Raw genomic sequence first — 19587 nt, forward strand, 5'->3', positions numbered from 1 at the left:
TCATGAGCCTTGCCTTCGAGCGCGTCACCCCGCAGCCCGTCCCACCGAGCGCCCAGTCGCACATGGTGCGGATGCGCGACGGAATCCTGCTGGCCACGGATGTCTACGCCGCCCGCCCCGACCCCAAAAGCAGCACCAAAACCGGCGTCGGCACCGAAACCGACGCCGGAAAGCCCGCCGTCCTCGTCCGTCTCCCCTATGACAAGAACAGCCGCTACGTCTTCTTCGAGCAGGTCGCCCGCCGGTTCACCGCGCGCGGATATGTGATGGTCGTCCAGGACGTCCGGGGCAAGTTCCGCTCCCAGGGCGAGACGCTCGGCTGGACCGGCGAGGTCGACGACGGGTACGACACCCTGGAGTGGATCACTCATCAGCCGTGGTCCAACGGGATCGTCGGCATGTTCGGCGACTCGTACTACGGCTTCACCCAGTGGTCCGCCGTCGCCTCGCAGCATCCGGCCCTGCGCGCGATCGTCCCCCGGGTGACGACCACCAACAACGGCCCCGGAACCGCGAGTTACGACAGCGGGGGCGGACCGCAGCCGCCGTGGCTGGAGGGCGCCGACTACCAGGCGCACATCTGGATCGACCAGAACAGTTACGAGTACGCCCCCGACCTCACCCGCCGCCCCCTGCTCGCCGCCTACGAGGAGGCCTTCGCCGCGATCGGCAGGCGCTCCCGCGGCTTCGACCTGATGGTCGCGGGCGTCGCCCTGCCCCCGTACAACGGCCCGCACCCCTACGACGCACGGCCGGTGCCGGTGCTGCACTGCGTGGGCTGGTTCGACAATCTCGGCATCGCCCACATGCGGGACTACGAGGAGCTGAGCCGGCGGCCCGGCTGGGCGGCGGCGCAGTACCTCCACGCCGACACCACCGATCACGAGAACCACTTCCTGGAGCAGGCGCCGGTGACCCCGGAGTCCGACCACATGACCGACGATGCGGCTCTGGAGGCCCTGCTCGACACCTACACCGGACCGGCCCTCGACTTCTTCGACGTCTTCCTCAAGGGGGACGCGCCACCCGAATCCCTTCCGAGGGTGCGCTGGAAACTGGGGCACGCGGGCTGGCACACCGGGACGACGTGGCCGCCGCCACAGGCGGAAATGGTCGAACTGCTCCTGGCAGAGCCGGAGTTGGCCACCGGCCCGATTCCCGGCGGGCGGCTCACCCCGGGCGGCCCGGCCCCCCGGGGACGTGACGTCACCTGGCGCTACGACCCCGACGACCTCGTCCCGTCCGCGACCACCGACAGCTTCTCCGTGCTGCGCACCCACCCCGACGAACGCCCCACCGCCGACCGGGACGATGTGCTCGTCTTCACCTGCCCGGCTTCCGAAACCCCCCTCGACCTGGCCGGACCGGTGCACGCGGTGCTCCATGTGGAAAGCACAGCGCCCACCTTCGACGTCTTCGTACGTCTGCTGGACCTGGCTCCGGACGGCACGGCGCGGCTGGTGGTACGGGGGTCGGCACAGGCGGACGCGCCGGGCGAGGTGAGCGTGGCGCTCGGGCACACGGGGTACCGGGTACGGGCCGGGCACCGGCTGGTGCTCATGGTCGCGAGCAGTGACTTCCCGAATCATCTGCCCAACTCCGGTTCGGAAGAGGATCCCTGGCGGACCGTCACCCACAAGGCGAGCCTCCAGACCCTGCGGACCGGGTCGTCGCATCGGTCGCGGCTGACCCTGACGGTGCTGCCGCCGTGTGCGGTGCTGCCGACGGGTACGGTGCTGCCGCCGTGTACGGAAGGCCCGGACCAGTGACCGGCCGCTTCCTCACCACCCGCCTCGCCGGACTCCTGGTCACCGTCCTGGTCTCCAGCCTGGCGATCTACGGCGCGCTCTTCCTCTCCCCCGGCGACCCGGCGACCCTGCTGCTCGGCGGCAGCCGCAATCCGGACCCGTCCGTGCTGGCCCGCATCCGCCACGAGTACCACCTGGACGCCCCCTTCCTGGAGGGGTACTGGCACTGGCTGAGCGGCTACCTGCGCGGCGACTTCGGCCAGTCGCTGGTCTACCGCGAGTCGGTCGCCGACCTGATCGGGGCGCGGGCGGGCAGCACCGTCACGCTCGTCGGGTACGCCGCCGTGCTGGTCCTGACGCTCGGCACGGCCACCGGCACCCTCGCCGCGCTGCGCGGCGGCCGCGTCGAAACCCTCGCCACCACCCTCACGGCGGGCGCCATGGCGGTGCCCACCTTCCTGATGTCGGTGCTGCTGATCTGGGTGTTCGCCGTCCAGCTGCCGTGGTTCCCGGTGTTCGGCGCCGGAGAGGGCCTCGCCGGAACGTTCTCCCACCTCACCCTCCCGGCGGTCGCGCTCGCGGTGACCTGGATCGGTTACGTCGCCCAGGTCACCCGTACCGCCGTACGCGCCGAACTGCGCGCGGAGCACGTCGAGACGGCGCGCGGCCGGGGCGTACCGGAGCGGACGGTCATCCAGAGGCACGTCCTGCACAACGCGTCGGGCCCGGTTTTCGCGGTGTCGGGGGTGGCCGTCGCAGGGCTGCTCGCGACGGCCGCCGTGGCCGAACAGGCCTTTGGCACAGGCGGGTTGGGGGCGCTGATGATCGAGGCGGCGGCCAAGCAGGACCTGGCGGTGGTGCAGGCGGTGTCGCTGCTCTTCGTGGTGGCGTTCGTCGCACTGAACACCGTGGTCGACCTGGTGAGCGCGGCGTTGGATCCGCGTGCCGCACAGCAGCTGAAGGAGGCCCGATGAGCACGGTACTGACGGGACGGACGAGGGGGCCCGCCACTCGTGTCAACCCGCCGAGGGATGTGACCACCTGGGCAGCCGGTGGGGTGGTCGCGGTGTGCGTGCTGCTCGCGGTGGTGGGGCCGTTCGTCTCGCCGCAGGACCCCAATGCCGTCGATCCGCTGAATGTGTACGGCGGTCCTTCCGGGGCGCATCTGCTGGGGACGGACGACACCGGGCGCGACATTCTCTCCCGGCTGATCTCCGGGACCCGTTCGAGCCTGCTGGCACCGGCCGTCGTGATCCTCGTGTCCACCACCCTGGGCACGCTGCTCGCACTGACCGCCGCCTGGGCCGGCGGGTGGGTGGACCGGGTGGTGTCCGGGGCGCTGGATGTCGTCTTCGGATTCCCGGGGCTGATCATGGCGGTGCTCGCGGCTGCCGTCTTCGGGGCGGGGCTGACCGCACCGGTGGTGGCCCTGTCGGTGGCGTATCTGCCGCTGATCACCAGGGTGGTGCGGGCGGCAGCGGTGAAGGAGCGCCAACTCCCCTATGTGGCGGCGCTTCAGCTGCTCGGGGCGTCCACCGGGCGGGTGTGGTTCCGGCATCTGCTGCCGAACCTGCTGCCGTTGGTGCTGGTGCAGGCGACGATCGGGTTCGGGTACGCGCTGCTGGATGTGGCGGCGATCTCGTTCCTGGGGCTGGGGAGCCAGCCGCCGGATCCGGAGTGGGGGCTGATGGTGGCCAACGGGGCGCCGTCGATCCTGGCCGGGCAGCCGCAGCAGTCGCTGTATGCGGGGCTGGTGATTCTGGTCGTGGTGGTCGCGTTCAATCTGCTGGGGTCCGGGCTGTCCCGGCGGGTGCTGGGAGAGGGCCGATGAGCGCCTTGTTGAGGATGGCGGGGCTGCGGCTCGAACTGCCCGTGGGCGGGGAGCCGAGGACGGTGGTGCACCGTGCGGATGTGACCATCGAGGAGGGGCGGGCGGTCGCGCTGGTCGGTGAGTCCGGGTCGGGAAAGTCGTTGACCGCGCGTGCGGTGCTGCGGCTGCTGCCGCCCGGGGCGCGGACGTACGGGACGCTGGAGTTCGACGGCGAGTCGGTGCCGGACATGTCCCGGGAGCGGCTGCGGGCGTACCGGGCCGCAGATGTGGCGATGGTGTTCCAGGACCCTCGCGCGCACGTCAACCCGGCGCGCAGTGTGGGCGACTTCCTGGTGGAGGGCTTGACCACGGCACGCGGGATGCCCGCCGCCGACGCCACCGCCAGGGTCATCCGGATCCTGCGCGAGGTGGGCATCGGCGACGCCGAACGCCGGATGCGCCGGCGCCCGCACGAACTGTCCGGCGGCCTGCTGCAACGCGTCATGATCGCCGCCGCACTGGCCGCCGAACCACGGTTGCTGCTGGCGGACGAGCCCAGCACCGCCCTCGATGTCACCACCCAGGAGGAGGTGATGGCGATCATCGGCGAGGCCCGGCAGGCACGCGGGCTGGCCCTGTTGTTCATCACCCACGACCTGGAACTGGCGGCGGCGGTCTGCGACCGGGTGCTGGTGATGTACGCGGGTTCGACGGTCGAGGAGCTGCCCGCCACCGGCCTGCGTGAGCGCGCCGCGCACCCCTACACCCGGGCGCTCCTCGCCTCCCGTCCCGCGGTCGGCGACGCGACGGCGGGGCTCCGGGCCATCGCGGGCCGGCCGCTGTCGGGCTTCGAAGTACCGGAAGGGTGCGCGTTCGCGGACCGGTGTACGGGGGTGCGGGACCGGTGCCGTACGGAACGCCCCGAGCCACGGCCGACCGACGTCGGCGCTGCGGCCTGCCACTTCCCCCTTCCCTTTCTCCCGAAAGACCCGAAAGAGGTGGCCCCCCGTGCCTGACATCCTCGAAGTGCGTCAACTCCGCAAGACGTACGGGGAGTTCGTCGCCGTGGACGACGTCGGCTTCGCCCTCCCCGAGCGCGGCTCGCTCGCGGTGGTCGGCGAGTCCGGCTCCGGCAAGACGACCACCGCACGCATGATCGCCGGACTGGAGCGGCCGACCGGTGGCAGGATCTTCGTGGCAGGCGAGGAACGCCGGCCGGGGCGCGCACGGGCGGGGCAGCGGCGGGCGCGCGGCCGCCAGGTGCAACTGGTCTTCCAGGACCCGTACTCCTCACTCGACCGACGCCAGCGGGTCGGTGACGCGCTCGCGGAGGCGGTGGCCCTGCACCGACCGCTGCGCGGCCAGGAGCTGGGAGAGCGGGTGGCCGAACTCCTCGACATGGTCGGACTGGACGAACGCCAGGCGGCCGCCCTGCCGAAGGCCCTCTCCGGCGGGCAGCGTCAACGGGTCGCACTGGCACGGGCGTTGGCGGCGGAGCCGCGGGTGCTGATCCTGGACGAGGCGGTCGCCGCACTGGATGTGTCCATCCAGGCACAGATCCTGGGACTGCTGGCCGACATCCGGGCGAGCACCGGGACCGCCCTGCTGTTCATCACGCACGACCTCGGTGCGGTACGCCATGTCAGCGACGAGGTACTGGTGATGCGGGGCGGGAAGGTGGTGGAGCAGGGGGCGGTCACCGAGGTGTTGGGGCGGCCACGACACCCGTACACCCAAAGGTTGTTGGACTCGATCCCCAAGCCCGGGTGGAGTCCGAGGCGCCGGGCGCGGGACATGGACGGGGCTGCCTGAGGCTCTGAGAGCCTGGGGCGGGCCACTGCGGACACGCATCGCGTCAGGCCCGGCGAAGCTGCTCGCGCACCCATTCCGGATCGGGGTTGGTGTGCGGGCGGCCCGCCACGAAGACGGTCGGCACGGTCTCGTTGCCGTCGTTGACGGCCCGCACCACGGCCGCACCCTCCGGGTCGCGCCAGATGTCGACCCAGTACACCTGCCGGGCGCCACGCCCCAGCCGGATGCGCAGCCGCTGACAGAACTGGCAGCCCGGCCGCCAGTACACGACCGGCCGCCCGTCGGCCGCGCTGCGCCGCTGCGCCTCCAGCGCACCGATCGGCTTCGGGAACATCAGCGGTGAGTTCATGCCCGCGATCAGCACGAACACCAGCAGGACCGCACCCGCGATCAGGAGGCTCCCGCCGATCCCCAACCCGGTCGCGACGGCCGCGCCGCACACCACGAAAATCGCCGGCACAATCCAACCACGTGTCATGGTCACGCAGGCTACCCGGCGGACGGCGCACCCTGTTCCCGCGGTGCGTGCCCCTCGGCGTACTGCTCCGCGTACTCCCCGGTCGGCGCGACGGGCGTGATGACGTCAATCAGTACGCCGTCCGGTGCCGCGACGATGAAGTGGCGCTGGCCGAACTCCTCGGTGCGCAGGCTGAGGAGTTCGGCCAGACCCGCGCCGCCGACCAGCCGCTGGTGTTCGGCGTCGACGTCGTCGACCTCGAAGTTGAGGAGGAGGCCGCCCCGGAGCGCGGTGCGGTGGTCCCCGGGGAGGGTCGGGTGGGTGTGGTCGAGCAGGGCGAGTTCGTACTGCGGGGCGTCCGGGCGGTGCAGGCTGACGTACCAGTCGGCCTCGAAGGTCACCTCGAAGCCGAGGTGACGGACATAGAAGTCGCGTGAGGCCGCCACGTCACCGGTGGCGATGACCGGGTAGAAACCGTTGAGCCGGGTCTTCATGGGGTGCCTCCGCAGGTGTGCTCTCGACTTCACATACCTTGGGTATGTGAATTTGGGCGTTAGCATACCTGGGGTATGTGAAATGGGAAGGGCGAGGGTGAAGGAATGGGTGAACGCCGATGGCCGTGGTGAGGGCGGAGCAACGGGCGGCAACGCGGCGTGCGTTGCTGGCCGAGGGGCGGTCCCGGTTCGCCGCCGATGGCTACCACGGGGTGGTTCTCGCCGAGGTGGCCAGGGCCGCGGGGGTCACCAAGGGGGCGGCGTACCACCACTTCGAGAGCAAGGCGGGGCTGTTCCGGGCGGTCGTCGCCGAGGTGCAGCAGGAACTCGGCGGGCGGGTCGCGCGGGCGGCGGACCGGCACACGGATCCGTGGGAGCAACTAAGGGCGGGCTGCCGGGAGTTCCTCGCGGCCGGGTCCGACCCGACGGTGCGCAGGATCGTACTGCTCGACGCCCCGACCGTCCTCGGATGGGACGAGTGGCGGGCCATGGACGAGGACTCCTCGGCCCGGCATCTCGCCGAGGCACTGGGCACGCTGGTGGATGCCGGGGTCATCGAGGACCAGCCGGTGGAGCCGCTGGTCCGCCTGCTGTCGGGCGCGATGAACGAGGCCGCACTGTGGCTGGCCCGCTCGGCGAGGCCGGACGAACTGGCGGACACCGAGCGGGCGTTGGACCGGATGCTGGGCGGGCTTCGGGTACGCAGGGACTGAGGCGGGCTTCGGATACGCAGGGACCGAGGCGGGCTTCGGGTACGCAGGGACCGAGGCGGGCCGGGGGCGCCTTTCGAGCCTGCGCCTCGAACCCCGGGGAGGGCCCGCCGGAAGCCCTCCCTTTCAGCGCTCCCCGCACGCCCTCCCCGCAGCCCGTGCTACCCGATCAGCGTCGCCTTGGGCCGCACCACGCAGAACTCGTTCCCCTCGGGATCGGCCAGCACCGTCCATGTCTCCTCGCCGGTCTGTCCGACGTCCACCCGCCGGGCACCGAGCGCCAGTACGCGCTCGATCTCGGCCTCCCGGTCCTCGGCGGCGGAGGTCAGATCCAGGTGCAGCCGGTTCTTGACGGCCTTCCGGTCCGTCACCGGCATGAAGCAGATACCCACCGGCGCGGTCTTGTCCGGCCCGATCACGACCTCCCGCTCCCGCTCGGACAGCACCTCCCAGCGCAGCACCTCGGCCCAGAAGCGGGCCAGAGCGGGCAGGTCGTGGGCGTCGATGACGAGGTGATGCAGAGACAGGGGCATGCCGGCCAGTGTGCCCGCTATCGGCCCGGACGGGTCCCGGTCGGCACGGCCCGATTCCCCGCCGCATCCAGGGAGAGAGCAGGCCGCACCCGTGCCGTCCGCGCCTCGATCTCGGTTGCGGCCGCGAGCAGCAGATTCTCCCGGAACCGGCCACCGATCAGCTGCACACCCGACGGCAGCCCGCCCCGGACGCCCGTCGGGACCGAGATCGCCGGGAAGCCGAGCACCGGCACCGCCTGCATCGGCCACTGCGCCGCCAGGAGTTCCCGCACCCGCTCCACACCCGCCAGGTCCGCGTCCTGTTCGAACGGCGGTTCCGCGCACACCGGCGTGAGCAGCAGCCGGTCGTCCCCGAGGTACCGCTGGAGCCGGGAGATGAGCGTGCCCCGGCGGGCGTACCCCTTGATGTACGTCTCCAGGGTCGGCTGCTCGCCCCAGATGTCGGCGGCGGCCGTGAAGGAGTCGGCGAGCGAGGTCTTGACCGCGTCGTCGCCGAAGAGCCCCACCTCCGGCAGGGTCTTCAACTCCTGGTAGAGCAGGAGCGACCAGAGCCGGGCGGCCTCCCCGAGCAGCGGCAGCTCGACCTCCTCCACCTCGTATCCGGCCTCGGCGAGGCGCTGTGCCGCGTCGTCGAGCGAGGCGGAGACGGTCGGGTGCAGGGCGGTCGGGCCCGCGTCCCGTACGACCGCGATCCTGACCGGGCGGGCCCCCGGCTCCCCGAGCCGAGGCAGTTCCGGCAGTCCGACCGGGTCGGTCAGGTCCGCCGACATCATGGCTTCCAGCCCCAGGCGTACGTCGTCGACCGTCCACCCCAGCGGTCCGTGCACCGCCATCGTCTGGAACGACAGCGGGGCGTCGAACCCCTCCCCGGACCCGTCAGGCCCCGGTTCCGTGGCCGAGACCAGCCCGACGGTGGGGCGCAGGCCCACCGCACCGCAGCAGAAGGCGGGGAACCGGATCGAGCCCCCGATGTCGTTGCCCTGGGCGATCGGCACCATTCCCGAGGCGACCGCGGCGGCGGCCCCGCCGGAGGAGCCGCCGGGTGTGTGCCCGGCGTCCCACGGGTTGAGGGTGGTGCCGTACAGGTCGTTGGCGGTGAACCAACGAACCGCGAACGCAGGGCTGTTGCTGCGTCCCATGAGGTTCGCGCCGGCCGTCCGCAGCCCCGCGAGGCACTCGGCGTCCGCCGGGGCGATGGCGTCCGCCCAGGCCGGTACGCCGTGCGAGCTGGCGTATCCGCGCAGCGAGGTGTTGATCTTGGTGGCGACGGGGACGCCGTGCAGCGGCGGCAGCGGTTCGCCCGCGACCGTCCTGCGGTCCGCTTGGGCGGCCTGGGCCAGGGCTTCCTCGGGGCGGAGGTCGACGAGGGCGTTGACGGAGGGGTTGACCTCGTCGATACGTCCGAGGAAGGCCTGTGCGACCTCGGTCGCGGAGAAGTCCTTGTCCCGTATCCCGGCGGCCAGGTCGGCGGCCGAACGGTCCCAGAGGGGCTTTTCGGTGGGGGTGGTGTTCATGGTGTTGCCTCCTGGGGTACGAAGTTCGGCTGTACGGAATGCTGCACGGAGTGCGGCTCGCGGGCCGGGATCACCGCCCGGTGCCGCCGAGGTACGCCGCCCACGGCATCCCCATGTAGGCGAAGGACGTCGGCGCCCCACTGATCCGCTTGTTGAGGAACATCCGCTCGTGCGTCGCGGCCAGGAAGACCGCCGGAACGGTCGGCGTGAACGAGGCCTGGGCGTCCGCGTACGCCTTGGCGGATGCGGCCGGGTCCTGGGCGGTGCGCGCCTGCCCGAGCAGCCGGGTCGCCTCCGGGTTCCGATAGCCGGTCCAGTTGAACAGCCCACGCGGCGCGACCATTTGCTCCACGTACGACGCGGGGTCGGGCATCGAGACGTATCCGAAGGTCAGCACCAGGTCGAGGCCCTCGCGGATCGACGGGTCGTAGAAGAGCGAGGACATCTCGGTGGGCTGGAGCTGCCGGATCGTGAGGTCGACGCCGATCTTCTTGGCCGATGCCTGGAGGAAGGTGAGGACCTGGAGGCCCTTCTGGTCACCGGCCGGAATCGCGGCCACCAGCGGCCGGCCCACCGGGCGCGCCTGCGCGAGGAGCTGCTTGGCCTTCGCCAGGTCGGGCTTCTCCGGCACGGCGGGCAGCGCCTGGTAGGCGGCGTCGAGCTGGGTGGCGGCCGGGTCTCCGCGCCACGTGAGGGGTGGCACGAGGGACTTGAGGGTGGTGGCGTCGCCGTGGAAGACGTTCTTGATGAGCGCGGTGCGGTCGAGGGTGAGGGAGAGGGCGTCCAGCAGGCGGCGGTCGGCGGCGGGTGAGGCGGCGTTGCCGGGGATGAGCAGGACGTTCTGGGTGGACGGGCCGAGGTGGAGGGCACCGGTGCCCGCGCGGGCGAGCGCGGTGGCGCCGCTGGGCGGCAGTTCGTAGCTGCCGTCGACCTCGCCCGAGAGCAGGGCGCTGGTGAGGGTGTTGCTGTTGGTGAGGAACTTGAAGACGACCTCCGCCGCCTTGGGCCTCAACTCCCGGTCCCAATAGGCGTCGTTGCGGGTCATCGTGATGCTGTCGCCGGACTTCCAGGCCCCGAGTTTGAAGGGGCCGGTGCACATGAGCCCACCCTTCGCGGTGCCGTAGCCGCCGCCGGCCCTGCGGACGTACGACTGCTGACTGACCGCGCCGAAGGAGGTGGAGAGGGCCTTGGGCAGGCTCTGGTCGTAGACCTTGGTGCGGAGGGTGACCTGGTGGGGTCCGGTGGCCCGGATCGTCGCGACCGTGGAGAGGTAATTCCCGTACAGCGCCTGGGTCTTGGGGTCCTTCTGACGTTCCAGACTGTGGATGACGTCCTGCGGGGTCATCGGCGATCCGTCCCAGAACTTCACGTCCGGGCGGAGGTCGAGAACGAGGGTGCGGGGGCCCTTCCAGGCGACCTTGGTGGCCAGACCGGGGGCAAGGGTGAAGTCGGCGTTCATCCGGGTGAGGGTGTCGCAGAGGTTCGCCTCGACGGTCTGGGGCGAGTAGTCGCCGACCTTGGCCGGGTCGAGAGTGGTGGGTTCGCCGTACGGGAGGGCCCAGGTGATCCGGTCGACGGGGGCGGTGCCGCGGGGCGTGGTGGTGGTGAGGCGGGGAGAGGCGGGTCCGCCCGCGCCCGGGGCGGGGGAGGAGGTACAGGCGGATGTGGTGAGCAGTCCCAGCAGTCCTGCGCAGGCGAGCGCGGCGTGCGTTGCTCTTGGCGGCATGGTCGGGGCTCCTTGACGGAGGGGCGGGGTGAGGGTGAGGGGGGAGCGCGGCGCTGACCGGGGCGGTGTTCGGGGGGCCGAACCAGCGGTGCGACGAGGAGTGCGATGAAGATGCGACGTAATGAACGAGCGTCATATAACACTGTTGCATGACACGCTTGCATCTCCCGGCCGTACCCGTCAAGACCTGACGGGGTCCGGCCGGGAGGCGCGAAATCCGGGGGTGGCGCGGGGGCCCGGCTGCGGGTAGCTTCGGCGTCCAACCCGGTCCGATCGGCCCGGCGTTCACCCTGAGAGCCTGTGCCCACACCCCGGCCGGGCGCCTGCCACCTGCCCACGCTTCCGTGGGGGCCGGACGTGGGCCCGTGCCGCACGACCTCACTTCGCTGCGTCCGCTACGCCGTTACGCCGTTACGTCACCCAGGGACGGGACGGCGCCACGCCGTGCGCCCACTCCCCGACGTACCGGCAGATGCCCCAACCCAATCGCCACCGAACGGAGTTCACCCATGCCCGACACTCCCCCCTCCCCCACCTCCTCCGGCTTCTCCCCCGCCCTCACCTTCGCCTTCGAGATACGCGCCCAGGTCAGCGAAACCCTGCACATCGGCCACGGGGACGGCGAGGTCACCGAGTTCACACCCATCACCGGCGGCACCGTGGAGGGCCCACTGCTGCGCGGCACGGTGCTCTCCGGCGGCGGCGACTGGAGCAGCACCCGGGGCGAGGTCTGCGAACTGGACGCCCGCTATCTGATCCGCGCCGAGGACGGCGCGGTGATCGACATCGCGAACCGTGGCTTCTACCGGCCGAAGGCGGACAGCCCCGACCAGTTCGAGGGTGACCTCCAGGTCACCGAGGCCGGCCACTACTACCGCACGTCCCCGGTCTTCCGCACGGACGCGCCCGCCCATCGCTGGCTGGCCGAGACGGTGTTCGTGGGGCTGGCGCGGCCGGAGGGGAAGGAGCAGGACGTGGTGGCGATCCGGATGTACGCGGTCCGGTAGTGCGGTCTGCACAGGCCCGGCCGGGGAGACGCTAGTCGGCGCCGGCCGCCGCACCCGGAACATCGATCCAGCGGGCGGCCGCGTCAAAGAGGTCCGTCGGGTTGCTGTTGAACGCGATCGCCGCGTCGGGAGCGTGCCGCCGTACCAGATTGATCACCGTCTCGAACAGCTCCACCTGGTCCTCGGCCTTGCGCACCCCGCCGCCCACCACGACGCACTCCCACGTCTGGGCGCGCAGGGCGGTGACGACGCTCTCCGGTACGTCGTCGCCGGTGAGGCCGAACAGACAGAGCTCCGCACCCACCCCGTGGGCGGCGAATCGGGCCATGCTCACTTCGATGGCGTCGGCGACCGGCCTGGGGTCCCAGGGCCCGGGGACCCGGTACGGATCGAGGCCGATCACGAGAACGCGCGGCGTCGGAACGCTGGAGTTCATCCCATGGACCCTACGGCGCGCGGGCCACGGCGGACAGGGGGCGGCGGGTGCTCCTTGCGGGCGCGGGACGAACCGGGGTAGGCATCCACCATGAATCGATGGTGGAAACCCGTGTCTCTGGCGGTGGGGGTCGCGGTCGCGGCATCCGCCCTCGGCACTCTGCTGACCGACCGGGAATGGGGCTGGGGCTTCGTCATCCGCTGCATCGGCCTTGCGGTGACGTACCTGCTGCTGGGGGTGGTGATGGCGCGCTCCCGACGCCGCGCCGAGGCGCGGGACGCACAGCACATGCGGGAGATACGGGAGGCGCGGCGGCGAGGCTGAACCGCCGGACGGGGCGCGAGTGCCGGGGGCGCGACAGACCTCTGCCGTGCGGAGGTTGCCTCGGACGCGGGCTCTCAGTCCGCCTCCAACTCCTCCGCCCTGCGCTTCATCCCCTCCGCACGGGCGTCCCAGTCGGGGCCGTGGAGCCAGAGGGAGTCGGCTGCCTCGCGGAGCAGAGCCGGGTCGTCGGGGCGCTGGAGGAGAGCCAGCCGGTAGGACAGGTTGAGGATCCACACCGGCAGGTTGCCGTCGGCGAGGTTCGGGGCGAGCGCGTGCAGCATGGCGAGGATGGAGTCCGCGTCGGCGAAGGTGAGTTCCTCGACGAAGAAGTGCTCGTGGTGCTGGGCCTCGCACGGTGGGGTGGGGCCGAACTCGTCCCCGTAGATGCAGCGGGCGTGCTCCGTCAGGGTCCTGTGCATGTCAGGGAGGGTATGCCGTCACGGCCCCGGGCACACCGCACGCCCGGAGGCCCGACCCCGCCGACTGCTCGGCGGAATCCGGCCCCGGGCGTGTGGCGCCCCTGCCCAGGGGATCCTTCACGAGTGACCCTGCCTGGACCCCGGTGGTCGCCTAGACCCCGATGATCCGGATCGACGGGTCTTCCTCCGTGTGCAGGTAGAGCCTCTCCCGCGAGTTCTCCTTCTCCAGTTCCAGCACCAGCCGGTACCGGTGGACTCCGGGCTTGGCGGTGCTCAGGACGGTGCCGGCCCAGTAGTAGTAGACGGGGGTGAGCGGCGAGCGCATCTTGTCGGGCATGCCGTAGATCTTCAGCTCGGTGAAGATCTTCCGTTCCGCCACGTCCTCCTCGTCACCCAGCTCGGTGTCCAGGAACACGATGTTGTTGATCTTCGGCATGGGCGGCCAGGTGCCGTCGAGGCGCTTCTCCATGTCGAGCGGCCGGATGATCCAGTTGATCACCTGGCCCTGCTTGCAGACGGTCTCCAGGTGCTGAGTGCCCTGGCCGGAGCCGCCGACGCTGTTGTCCATCATGAACAGGGCGTCGTCGAGCGAGTTGTTCTCGGTCGCCTTCTCCAGGTCGATCAGGATGACGATGTTGAGCTGTACGGAGTTGAGCTGTCCGGGGTTCTGCTTGGACACCTCCGTGTCGGTCGAGGTGTCCCTGGTCTCGCGTGCGAGGGTGCCTTCGGTACGGGCTCGGGGGGTCATCGCTTCTCCTTCCGGGTGGTCGCGGCGGCGCGCGCACCGACCAGGGACGGGGTCAGGGAGGTGGTGACGGGCTCGGTCCTGGTACCCACCCGGAAGTTGAGCCGGTAGGTGAGCGACTCGACGTCGTCGGTCTTGACGGTGCCGATCCAGTACGCGACATCGGTGCCCGGGTAGACCTTGCGGACCGGCTCGCAGATCTCCGGGTCGATCACGACGTCGTCGATGGCGACGAACGCCTCGCACTCCAACGCCAGTACGTTCCACAGCAGTTGGTCACCGCGCCGGACCGAGGTACGCAGCTCCTCGGTGCCGAATCCGGTGGAGCCGCCCGCCAGGTTGGTGTCGTACAGGTAGAGGTGGCCCTGCGCGCTGTTGGACGCGAGGGCGCCCACGACGTCCACCACCGCGGTGATGGAGATGGGCCGCCGTACCCCGTTCTCGCGCAGTATCGCCTTGCCTGCCATCGGTTCCTCCTTCTTGGTACGTCGTCGGGTCGCCGGAACCGGCGCCTGGGCCGACGCCGGGACTGGGAACGGGTCGGGGCCGGTGGCCGTCATCCGCGTGCGGTCGGGATCGGGAGCACGCCGAGCCCCGCCTTGGTGAAGGCGTTGCGCTTGGGTTCGGTGGTGATCCTCAGGGCGGAGTCGACGGTCAGGTTCACCGGCTCCCAGAGGGTCTCGCCGGCCTGCTGGACCAGCTTGTGGAGCTGGATGCGCATCGTGTACGCGTAGGTGCCGGGGCGGGAGCTGTCGACGGTGGCCGACCAGTACCAGCCGTCGGTGACCAGGTCCGGGGAGCCGTACTCGGCCGGGTACATGATCTTCTCGTCGACCGCTTCGCCGTAGATGTCCGTGATCACCGGCGCCGGGTAGCTGTGCGCTCCGGCGTCGTCACTGACGACCTTGCCGGTCACATCCAGGACCTTCTGCCCGGACAGCCGTCCCTTGGTGCGGCGGGTGGTCTTGATCCGGGTGCCCGCGGTCCTGCGGATCCGGGCCAGTTCGGCGGCGGACTCCTCGCTGCCGGCGGGGCCCGAGCCGGCCAGCCGGTCCAGCTGTTCGAGTGCGTCCTCGTCACTCTGCCGGGCGCGGTCGGCCTCGTAACCGCGCGGGACGGTCGGCGGGATCGAACCGAGGCTGTACGGCAGCCAGTTGAGCACCTGCTCGCTGGCCTGCGATCCGTCGCTCCAGTACGAGCCGTTGATCGCGGTGACCAGCCCGTTGGTGCCCTGGCCGTCGGAGCCGTGCAGCTTCATGTTGTCGAAGAGATAGGTGTGGTCCTGCAGGGACTTGGACTCCAGCGCGCTGCCGACGTCCACGAGCACGATGATCGCTAACTGCTGGGGCATGGTTCCTCCGGTCGGGACGATGAACGGGTCCTGCGGGTGGTGCGCACGGTCGGCCCTAGACGCACATCAGTGCGGGCGAGTCGATGTACAGGGTGCTGAACTCGCCCTCGTACATCTGGAGTTCGAGGCGGTACTTGTGCGCGACGCCGGACGGCAGCTGCGGGACGATGCCGGTCCACACGTCGAGGTCGAGCTTGTCGCCGTCGCCCTCGGGAACCTCGTCGGCGTGCGCGGGCCCGCGTCCCGCACCCTGGGCGCCGCCGTGACCGTTCTCGCCCGCGCTCGCGGGCTTGCCGTCCTCGCCCAGGAAGGTGATGTTCTTGATCTCGACGGGGGTCTGGAGGTCGAGCGCCAGGACGGTCCACTGCACGATCTGGCCGGGCCTGACGAGGGTGACCAGGTCCGGGGTGCCCTGCGACCTGCTCTGGTGGTCGCCGTTGTCGACGAGGGAGAGGTTGCCGTGCAACAGCGACCTGTCCGAGAGGGCGCCGATGACGTCGACCACGGCGATGATGTTGACCTGCTGTTTCATGCTCACTGCTCACTCCATCCGGTCGTTACGGGTACGGGTTCGGGTACGGAGTCGGTTCGGGTGCGGGGTTGATTCGGGTGCGTCGTCGGTACGGCCACGGGGCCAGGGCCCCTTGGGCGTCACCCCCGGTCGCGTACCAGCGGCACCTTGCCGACCGCGGTCCGCTCGATCTCGGGCGCGTGCCGGGGCACGAACACCAGCTGGAACTGGTAGCCGGTCTTCTCGATCGAGACGGCGTTCGCCTCGCCGTGGTTGAAGAGCGACAGCGAGCGCGGCAGCGCCCTCAGCCAGGCCTCCCGCATCCCGTACGGGCCGAGCGCCGACTCCGTACGGAAGCTCATGGAGATCACGTCGTCCACCGAGGCGTACAGCGTGAGCATCTTGCTCTCGCGGTGGTTGGCGAACTGGAACTCGTGGGCGACCTCGTCGAGATCGACCGCGCCCACCGCCCTGAGCTCGTCGCGCAGCGCCTCGTAGGCACGGGCGGCCGAGTACTGGCTGTCGTTGAGGTGCAGGACCTCCCCGGTGCGGCCCGCGAACTCGAACTGGTGGGTTTTCAGGTCGGGTTGGTCGATCCGCGGCCTGCGGATCATCCGGTCGCCCAGCTTCAGCCGCAGCAGGGGTGCCTCGTGGGCGTGCAACCGGGTGACGACGAGTTCGCCCTCCTCGCCCTCCTTCACCCAGCGCCCGTTCTCGTCCACGATCTCGACCAGATGCAGACCGGGCACGGAGGCCAAGTACGGCGAGTTCGCGTCGAGTTGGAGACCGAGGGTCTCGGCCTGGGTGGCGGCGAAGTAGCTGAGGATGGACAGGTTCGGGTACATCGCCAGGAGTTCGGTGCGCTTGCGCTGCGGCAGCACTCCGCTGCCGTACAGGGCGACCCGGAAACTCTCCTTGGCCTCCTGGCTCATGCCGGCGCCGAGCTCGGCGAGGATCGCGATGCCCGCCGTGATGCCCATCAGCGCCTTGGGGCCCCGGTAGGAGAACATGTGCTCAAGGACGGGCGCGGTGACCGGCCCGGCTCCTATGTAGTTGACGCCCGGCACGCTCTGGAGCACCCCGCCGACCATGGTGCCGCTGCTCCACATCTGGTAGTCGGCGAGGGTGGTGAGCAGCCACTTCGGGTCGCTTCCCTGGAGGTAGCGGCCGAGTTGGTGGACGCCCATGAAGCGGCCGGCGATCTCGTACGTGTCCTGGAGTTCGCGCAGCGAGTAGACGACTTCCAGCGGGCTGCCGCCACTGGTGCCACCACTGGCGACGACCTCGAAGCCGCCGCGGCCGAGCGGCACCACCATGCCGGGGCGCGCGCCCATCAGGAAGTCGCGCTGGACGTCCTTGTCGGAGAGCGGGATGTCCTGCCACTGCGCGTACGAGGCGGGGGCGCCGAGTATCCCCGCGCCGGCCAGGCGCTCGCGCCACAGCGGGTTGAGCTGCACGGTGTGGATCATCTGCTGGAGCCTGCGCAGCACCAGGGCGTCCTGGATCTCGTGCGACAGCTCGCTGTACGTCGCCCCGCAGGCCCGTTCGGCCTCGTGCATCTTGCTGGCGAAGGACGGCAGAACGGCGACGGCGTCGATGGACGCGGGTCGCCATTCATGGTCCGGAATAAGCCACTCGGCCAATTGGCGGGCCTTGACGGGATTCTGGGTGTGTTGCGGGACGTGCGGGGCGTTCACAGTGCTCACTCTTGTGTCCCTTCGTGATGCCGGTCGTCTTCCTACTGGGCGTCGCGCTGGTCTTCGTAGTGGGCCATCAGCTCTTGTCCCGATTTCCGGACCTCACTGAGCAGCATCCGGAAGTTCTCCACCGTGATGCGGTGATTCATCATCACCACGCGCAGGGCGGCGACACCGTCCACGTTCACCTTGGAGATGAAGAAGTTTCCCTGGAACTTCACCTTGTTCCGGATGTCCTCCTGGAGGCGGTGGATGTTTTCCGGGGCGAGGGTTCCGGGAACGTACCGGAAGCACAGAATGTTCGCCTCCGGCCGGTGCACGGTTTGGAAATCGCTTTCTTCCGCAACGACGTCGTACGCGTCCTGCGTCAGCTGACAGAGGTACTCGATCTTTTCGGCGAACAACGCCCGGCCGTACATGGACCACAGCACCCAGAGCGGCATGATCATGGGGCGTTTGGTGCATTCGAAGTTCTTGTCGCCGCTGTCGAGCGCGGTGTAGATGTCCTGCTGCTCGTCGAAAACATAACTTGCCTTCTGGCGGAAAGCCCCGCGACTGTGTTCTTTGTTGCGGTAGAAGAGCAGTGTGCAGGGAGCGGGCACGAACATCATTTTGTGCGCGTCCCAGGCCAGCGAATCCACTTTCTCGATTCCGTGCAGCTTCTTTCGGAGCCGCTCCGAGACGAGCAGGCTGGCGCCGTGCGCCCCGTCCACATGGAGCCAGATGTTCCGCTCGTGTGCGAGGTCGGCGAGTGCGTCGAGCGGGTCGAAGGCACCGACCGAGGTGGTGCCCGCGGAGGCGACCAGGCAGAACACCTCCAGGCCGCGTTCCTCGGCGGCCGCCAGTGCCGGACCGGCCTGTTCCACGCAGATCTGCTGCTCGGCGTTGAGCGGCAGCCTGACCAGCTGGTCCTCGCCGATCCCCATGACACCGGCTGCCCGGGAGACGCTGTAGTGCACATCGGCACCGACGGCGACGGCCGGCCTGCCCCGCCCCTGGAGGGCGGCGCCGCCCTTGGTCCAGTACTCGGGAAAGCGCCGGTTGCGGGCGGCCAGCAGGGCGGTGAGGTTGGCCAGCGAGCCGCCCGACGTGGTCACCATGTCGAAGCTGCCGCACTCCCAGCCGATGAACCTGTTGAGCTCGTCGGCCATGATCCGCTCGGCCACATTGGGCAGTTGGCCGGCCTCGTAGAACGACGAGGGCTGGTTGACCACCGAGCTGACGAAGTCGACGACGCCGCCGAGCGGCACCACTCCGGAGAACTGCCGCCCCATGTAGCCGGGCGAGTGGACCGGGATGCCGGTCCTGACGTACAGGTCGACGATCGCTGCCAGCTTCTCCTCGTCGAAGGCGGCGATGCGCGTGCTCTCGTCGGTCATCAGGGACCGCGCCGCTTCGGTGAGCCGTGCCGGGTCGACGAGTTCGAGCCCCTTGATCGCCTGGTCCGCGAGATGCTTCTCCAGTTTGGCGAGCACCGACTCCGAGCTCTCGCGGAACACCTGCGCGTCAAACGCTTCGAGCAGTAGCTCTCCTTGCGCTCCGGACGGTAACTCCCCTTGCCCCCCGGCCAGTAATTCGCCCTGGCCCCCCGCGTCCTTCACCGAACTGGATTCCGTCACCGGATCTCCCTGAAGTCATTCGGAAATTCCTGTGGTGCGTACGCCGCGTACGACGACGTCGAGCGGCGCATTGGCACCCCTGAAAGAGTGTTCGGCAGCCCGAAGCAGCCCGCGAGGCGGACGATTGGTGAACAGTGAATTACCCCCTCCTGGCAATCCTCTGCTTTTCCCCCAAGCACAGCGGTCAACCTGAGTGGTTGTCAGCTCCCTGCGCTCGGACCACGTTAGGGCCTTTCCATTCACTGGCCAGTCATCACGGAATGTATGTCCGAAACCCTGTCAGGAACGCCGGCCGGGTCATCCGCGGAGCCGCCCCTCCGGCAAACCACATCCGCCACACCAGGCAAACCGCTTTCCGAGGTTTCCGGACAATGTATTCCTGGATCACATTCCGGATGACGGAACTCCGCAGGAAGTGGGCCGGACAGGGAGAGATACCGCCCGGTTGGTACAGACCGAGAGGGCCGGTTTCCCGCCATCGACAAGAATGTCAATAACGGGACTGCGTCTGGCAGTTGCCGGACGCCCATTCCTCGGAACGAATCTCTGTTCGGAAGGGTGTTCCGGCCAGAAGCGCCCCTTTGATACTCCGGTGCGAGTCGGCCGCGCCCGCTCACTCGCCGAACAGGGGTACCACCGGTGCCGCGCATGGCCGCAGGCGGGCCCGGTGTGCT

At 69.9% G+C, this 19587-nt stretch carries 21 protein-coding genes; 8 read left to right on the top strand and 13 right to left on the bottom strand.

The window, feature by feature from the left end:
- Positions 1-2: 2 nt before the first annotated feature.
- Genes ACIA73_RS01365 through ACIA73_RS01385 form a run of 5 tightly spaced genes read left to right on the top strand, consistent with a single transcriptional unit; the run spans position 3 to position 5370 of the window.
- Positions 3-1769 carry a CocE/NonD family hydrolase gene (locus tag ACIA73_RS01365; RefSeq protein ID WP_399436159.1) on the top strand — a complete coding sequence of 589 codons (1767 nt, stop codon included), beginning with the start codon at positions 3-5 and terminating at the stop codon, positions 1767-1769.
- On the top strand, positions 1766-2722 hold the full coding sequence (locus ACIA73_RS01370) for an ABC transporter permease (RefSeq protein ID WP_399436160.1): 957 nt from the start codon (positions 1766-1768) through the stop codon (positions 2720-2722). Before ACIA73_RS01365 ends, ACIA73_RS01370 begins: the two co-directional genes overlap by 4 nt.
- Positions 2719-3579, top strand: coding sequence for an ABC transporter permease (locus ACIA73_RS01375; RefSeq protein WP_399436161.1), 861 nt, complete (start codon positions 2719-2721; stop codon positions 3577-3579). Before ACIA73_RS01370 ends, ACIA73_RS01375 begins: the two co-directional genes overlap by 4 nt.
- On the top strand, positions 3576-4574 hold the full coding sequence (locus ACIA73_RS01380; protein WP_399436162.1) for an ABC transporter ATP-binding protein: 999 nt from the start codon (positions 3576-3578) through the stop codon (positions 4572-4574). Before ACIA73_RS01375 ends, ACIA73_RS01380 begins: the two co-directional genes overlap by 4 nt.
- Positions 4567-5370, top strand: a complete 804-nt coding sequence (locus ACIA73_RS01385; RefSeq protein WP_399436163.1) for an ABC transporter ATP-binding protein — start codon at positions 4567-4569, stop codon at positions 5368-5370. The genes ACIA73_RS01380 and ACIA73_RS01385 overlap by 8 nt, the downstream gene beginning before the upstream one ends.
- A gap of 43 nt (positions 5371-5413) precedes the next feature.
- Here the strand turns inward: ACIA73_RS01385 and ACIA73_RS01390 are convergent, their stop codons facing one another.
- Together ACIA73_RS01390 and ACIA73_RS01395 are read right to left on the bottom strand one after the other, a co-directional pair.
- Entirely contained in the window at positions 5414-5848 is a 435-nt protein-coding gene (locus ACIA73_RS01390) for a glutaredoxin domain-containing protein (RefSeq protein ID WP_399436164.1), read from the bottom strand.
- An 11-nt stretch (positions 5849-5859) separates the two neighbouring features.
- Positions 5860-6321: a VOC family protein gene (locus ACIA73_RS01395; protein WP_399436165.1), complete on the bottom strand. Its 462-nt coding sequence runs from the start codon at positions 6319-6321 to the stop codon at positions 5860-5862.
- 119 nt (positions 6322-6440) lie between these two features.
- On the opposite strand from ACIA73_RS01395, the gene ACIA73_RS01400 reads away from it, so the two are divergent.
- Complete coding sequence (locus tag ACIA73_RS01400; protein WP_399436166.1) at positions 6441-7034, top strand: TetR/AcrR family transcriptional regulator; 594 nt, start codon at positions 6441-6443, stop codon at positions 7032-7034.
- 158 nt (positions 7035-7192) lie between these two features.
- On the opposite strand, the gene ACIA73_RS01405 is transcribed toward ACIA73_RS01400, so the two are convergent.
- From ACIA73_RS01405 to ACIA73_RS01415, 3 genes are all read right to left on the bottom strand, one after another.
- Complete coding sequence (locus ACIA73_RS01405; RefSeq protein WP_399436167.1) at positions 7193-7564, bottom strand: VOC family protein; 372 nt, start codon at positions 7562-7564, stop codon at positions 7193-7195.
- A 17-nt stretch (positions 7565-7581) separates the two neighbouring features.
- Positions 7582-9078: an amidase gene (locus ACIA73_RS01410; protein WP_399436168.1), complete on the bottom strand. Its 1497-nt coding sequence runs from the start codon at positions 9076-9078 to the stop codon at positions 7582-7584.
- A gap of 70 nt (positions 9079-9148) precedes the next feature.
- Positions 9149-10804, bottom strand: a complete 1656-nt coding sequence (locus ACIA73_RS01415; RefSeq protein WP_399436169.1) for an ABC transporter substrate-binding protein — start codon at positions 10802-10804, stop codon at positions 9149-9151.
- 509 nt (positions 10805-11313) lie between these two features.
- Between ACIA73_RS01415 and ACIA73_RS01420 the strand changes: the two genes are divergently transcribed.
- Entirely contained in the window at positions 11314-11811 is a 498-nt protein-coding gene (locus tag ACIA73_RS01420; protein ID WP_399436170.1) for a DUF3237 domain-containing protein, read from the top strand.
- Between the two features lie 31 nt (positions 11812-11842).
- Here the strand turns inward: ACIA73_RS01420 and ACIA73_RS01425 are convergent, their stop codons facing one another.
- Positions 11843-12247: a hypothetical protein gene (locus tag ACIA73_RS01425; protein ID WP_399436171.1), complete on the bottom strand. Its 405-nt coding sequence runs from the start codon at positions 12245-12247 to the stop codon at positions 11843-11845.
- 111 nt (positions 12248-12358) lie between these two features.
- Between ACIA73_RS01425 and ACIA73_RS01430 the strand changes: the two genes are divergently transcribed.
- Positions 12359-12571, top strand: coding sequence for a hypothetical protein (locus ACIA73_RS01430; RefSeq protein WP_399436172.1), 213 nt, complete (start codon positions 12359-12361; stop codon positions 12569-12571).
- Positions 12572-12645: 74 nt separating this feature from the next.
- On the opposite strand, the gene ACIA73_RS01435 is transcribed toward ACIA73_RS01430, so the two are convergent.
- The 7 genes from ACIA73_RS01435 to ACIA73_RS01465 all read right to left on the bottom strand — a co-directional run bounded on the left by ACIA73_RS01435 (position 12646) and on the right by ACIA73_RS01465 (position 18913).
- Positions 12646-12990 (bottom strand): hypothetical protein, encoded by a 345-nt coding sequence (locus ACIA73_RS01435; RefSeq protein WP_399436173.1) that lies wholly within the window; start codon positions 12988-12990, stop codon positions 12646-12648.
- Positions 12991-13141: 151 nt separating this feature from the next.
- Positions 13142-13738 carry a hypothetical protein gene (locus ACIA73_RS01440; protein WP_399436174.1) on the bottom strand — a complete coding sequence of 199 codons (597 nt, stop codon included), beginning with the start codon at positions 13736-13738 and terminating at the stop codon, positions 13142-13144.
- Complete coding sequence (locus tag ACIA73_RS01445) at positions 13735-14202, bottom strand: hypothetical protein (RefSeq protein WP_399436175.1); 468 nt, start codon at positions 14200-14202, stop codon at positions 13735-13737. The genes ACIA73_RS01440 and ACIA73_RS01445 overlap by 4 nt, the downstream gene beginning before the upstream one ends.
- Before the next feature lie 89 nt (positions 14203-14291).
- Positions 14292-15086, bottom strand: a complete 795-nt coding sequence (locus ACIA73_RS01450) for a hypothetical protein (RefSeq protein ID WP_399436176.1) — start codon at positions 15084-15086, stop codon at positions 14292-14294.
- Between the two features lie 55 nt (positions 15087-15141).
- Positions 15142-15624 (bottom strand): hypothetical protein, encoded by a 483-nt coding sequence (locus ACIA73_RS01455; protein ID WP_399436177.1) that lies wholly within the window; start codon positions 15622-15624, stop codon positions 15142-15144.
- 113 nt (positions 15625-15737) lie between these two features.
- Positions 15738-17303: a hypothetical protein gene (locus tag ACIA73_RS01460; RefSeq protein ID WP_399436178.1), complete on the bottom strand. Its 1566-nt coding sequence runs from the start codon at positions 17301-17303 to the stop codon at positions 15738-15740.
- A 32-nt stretch (positions 17304-17335) separates the two neighbouring features.
- The gene (locus ACIA73_RS01465; protein ID WP_399436179.1) at positions 17336-18913 is read right to left on the bottom strand and encodes a pyridoxal phosphate-dependent decarboxylase family protein; all 1578 of its coding nucleotides are present in this window, start codon (positions 18911-18913) and stop codon (positions 17336-17338) included.
- Positions 18914-19587: the final 674 nt, after the last annotated feature.

The sequence above is a fragment of the Streptomyces sp. NPDC051561 genome (assembly GCF_044454195.1).
Taxonomy (GTDB): Bacteria; Actinomycetota; Actinomycetes; order Streptomycetales; family Streptomycetaceae; genus Streptomyces.

Excerpts from the sequence above, each read along its gene's own strand:
- ACIA73_RS01365 (WP_399436159.1), top strand. The coding sequence starts at position 3 with ATGAGCCTTGCCTTCGAGCGCGTCACCCCGCAGCCCGTCCCACCGAGC.
- ACIA73_RS01375 (WP_399436161.1), top strand. The coding sequence starts at position 2,719 with ATGAGCACGGTACTGACGGGACGGACGAGGGGGCCCGCCACTCGTGTC.
- ACIA73_RS01380 (WP_399436162.1), top strand. The coding sequence starts at position 3,576 with ATGAGCGCCTTGTTGAGGATGGCGGGGCTGCGGCTCGAACTGCCCGTG.
- ACIA73_RS01390 (WP_399436164.1), bottom strand. The coding sequence starts at position 5,848 with ATGACACGTGGTTGGATTGTGCCGGCGATTTTCGTGGTGTGCGGCGCG.
- ACIA73_RS01395 (WP_399436165.1), bottom strand. The coding sequence starts at position 6,321 with ATGAAGACCCGGCTCAACGGTTTCTACCCGGTCATCGCCACCGGTGAC.
- ACIA73_RS01400 (WP_399436166.1), top strand. The coding sequence starts at position 6,441 with ATGGCCGTGGTGAGGGCGGAGCAACGGGCGGCAACGCGGCGTGCGTTG.
- ACIA73_RS01405 (WP_399436167.1), bottom strand. The coding sequence starts at position 7,564 with ATGCCCCTGTCTCTGCATCACCTCGTCATCGACGCCCACGACCTGCCC.
- ACIA73_RS01410 (WP_399436168.1), bottom strand. The coding sequence starts at position 9,078 with ATGAACACCACCCCCACCGAAAAGCCCCTCTGGGACCGTTCGGCCGCC.
- ACIA73_RS01415 (WP_399436169.1), bottom strand. The coding sequence starts at position 10,804 with ATGCCGCCAAGAGCAACGCACGCCGCGCTCGCCTGCGCAGGACTGCTG.
- ACIA73_RS01420 (WP_399436170.1), top strand. The coding sequence starts at position 11,314 with ATGCCCGACACTCCCCCCTCCCCCACCTCCTCCGGCTTCTCCCCCGCC.
- ACIA73_RS01425 (WP_399436171.1), bottom strand. The coding sequence starts at position 12,247 with ATGAACTCCAGCGTTCCGACGCCGCGCGTTCTCGTGATCGGCCTCGAT.
- ACIA73_RS01435 (WP_399436173.1), bottom strand. The coding sequence starts at position 12,990 with ATGCACAGGACCCTGACGGAGCACGCCCGCTGCATCTACGGGGACGAG.
- ACIA73_RS01440 (WP_399436174.1), bottom strand. The coding sequence starts at position 13,738 with ATGACCCCCCGAGCCCGTACCGAAGGCACCCTCGCACGCGAGACCAGG.
- ACIA73_RS01445 (WP_399436175.1), bottom strand. The coding sequence starts at position 14,202 with ATGGCAGGCAAGGCGATACTGCGCGAGAACGGGGTACGGCGGCCCATC.
- ACIA73_RS01450 (WP_399436176.1), bottom strand. The coding sequence starts at position 15,086 with ATGCCCCAGCAGTTAGCGATCATCGTGCTCGTGGACGTCGGCAGCGCG.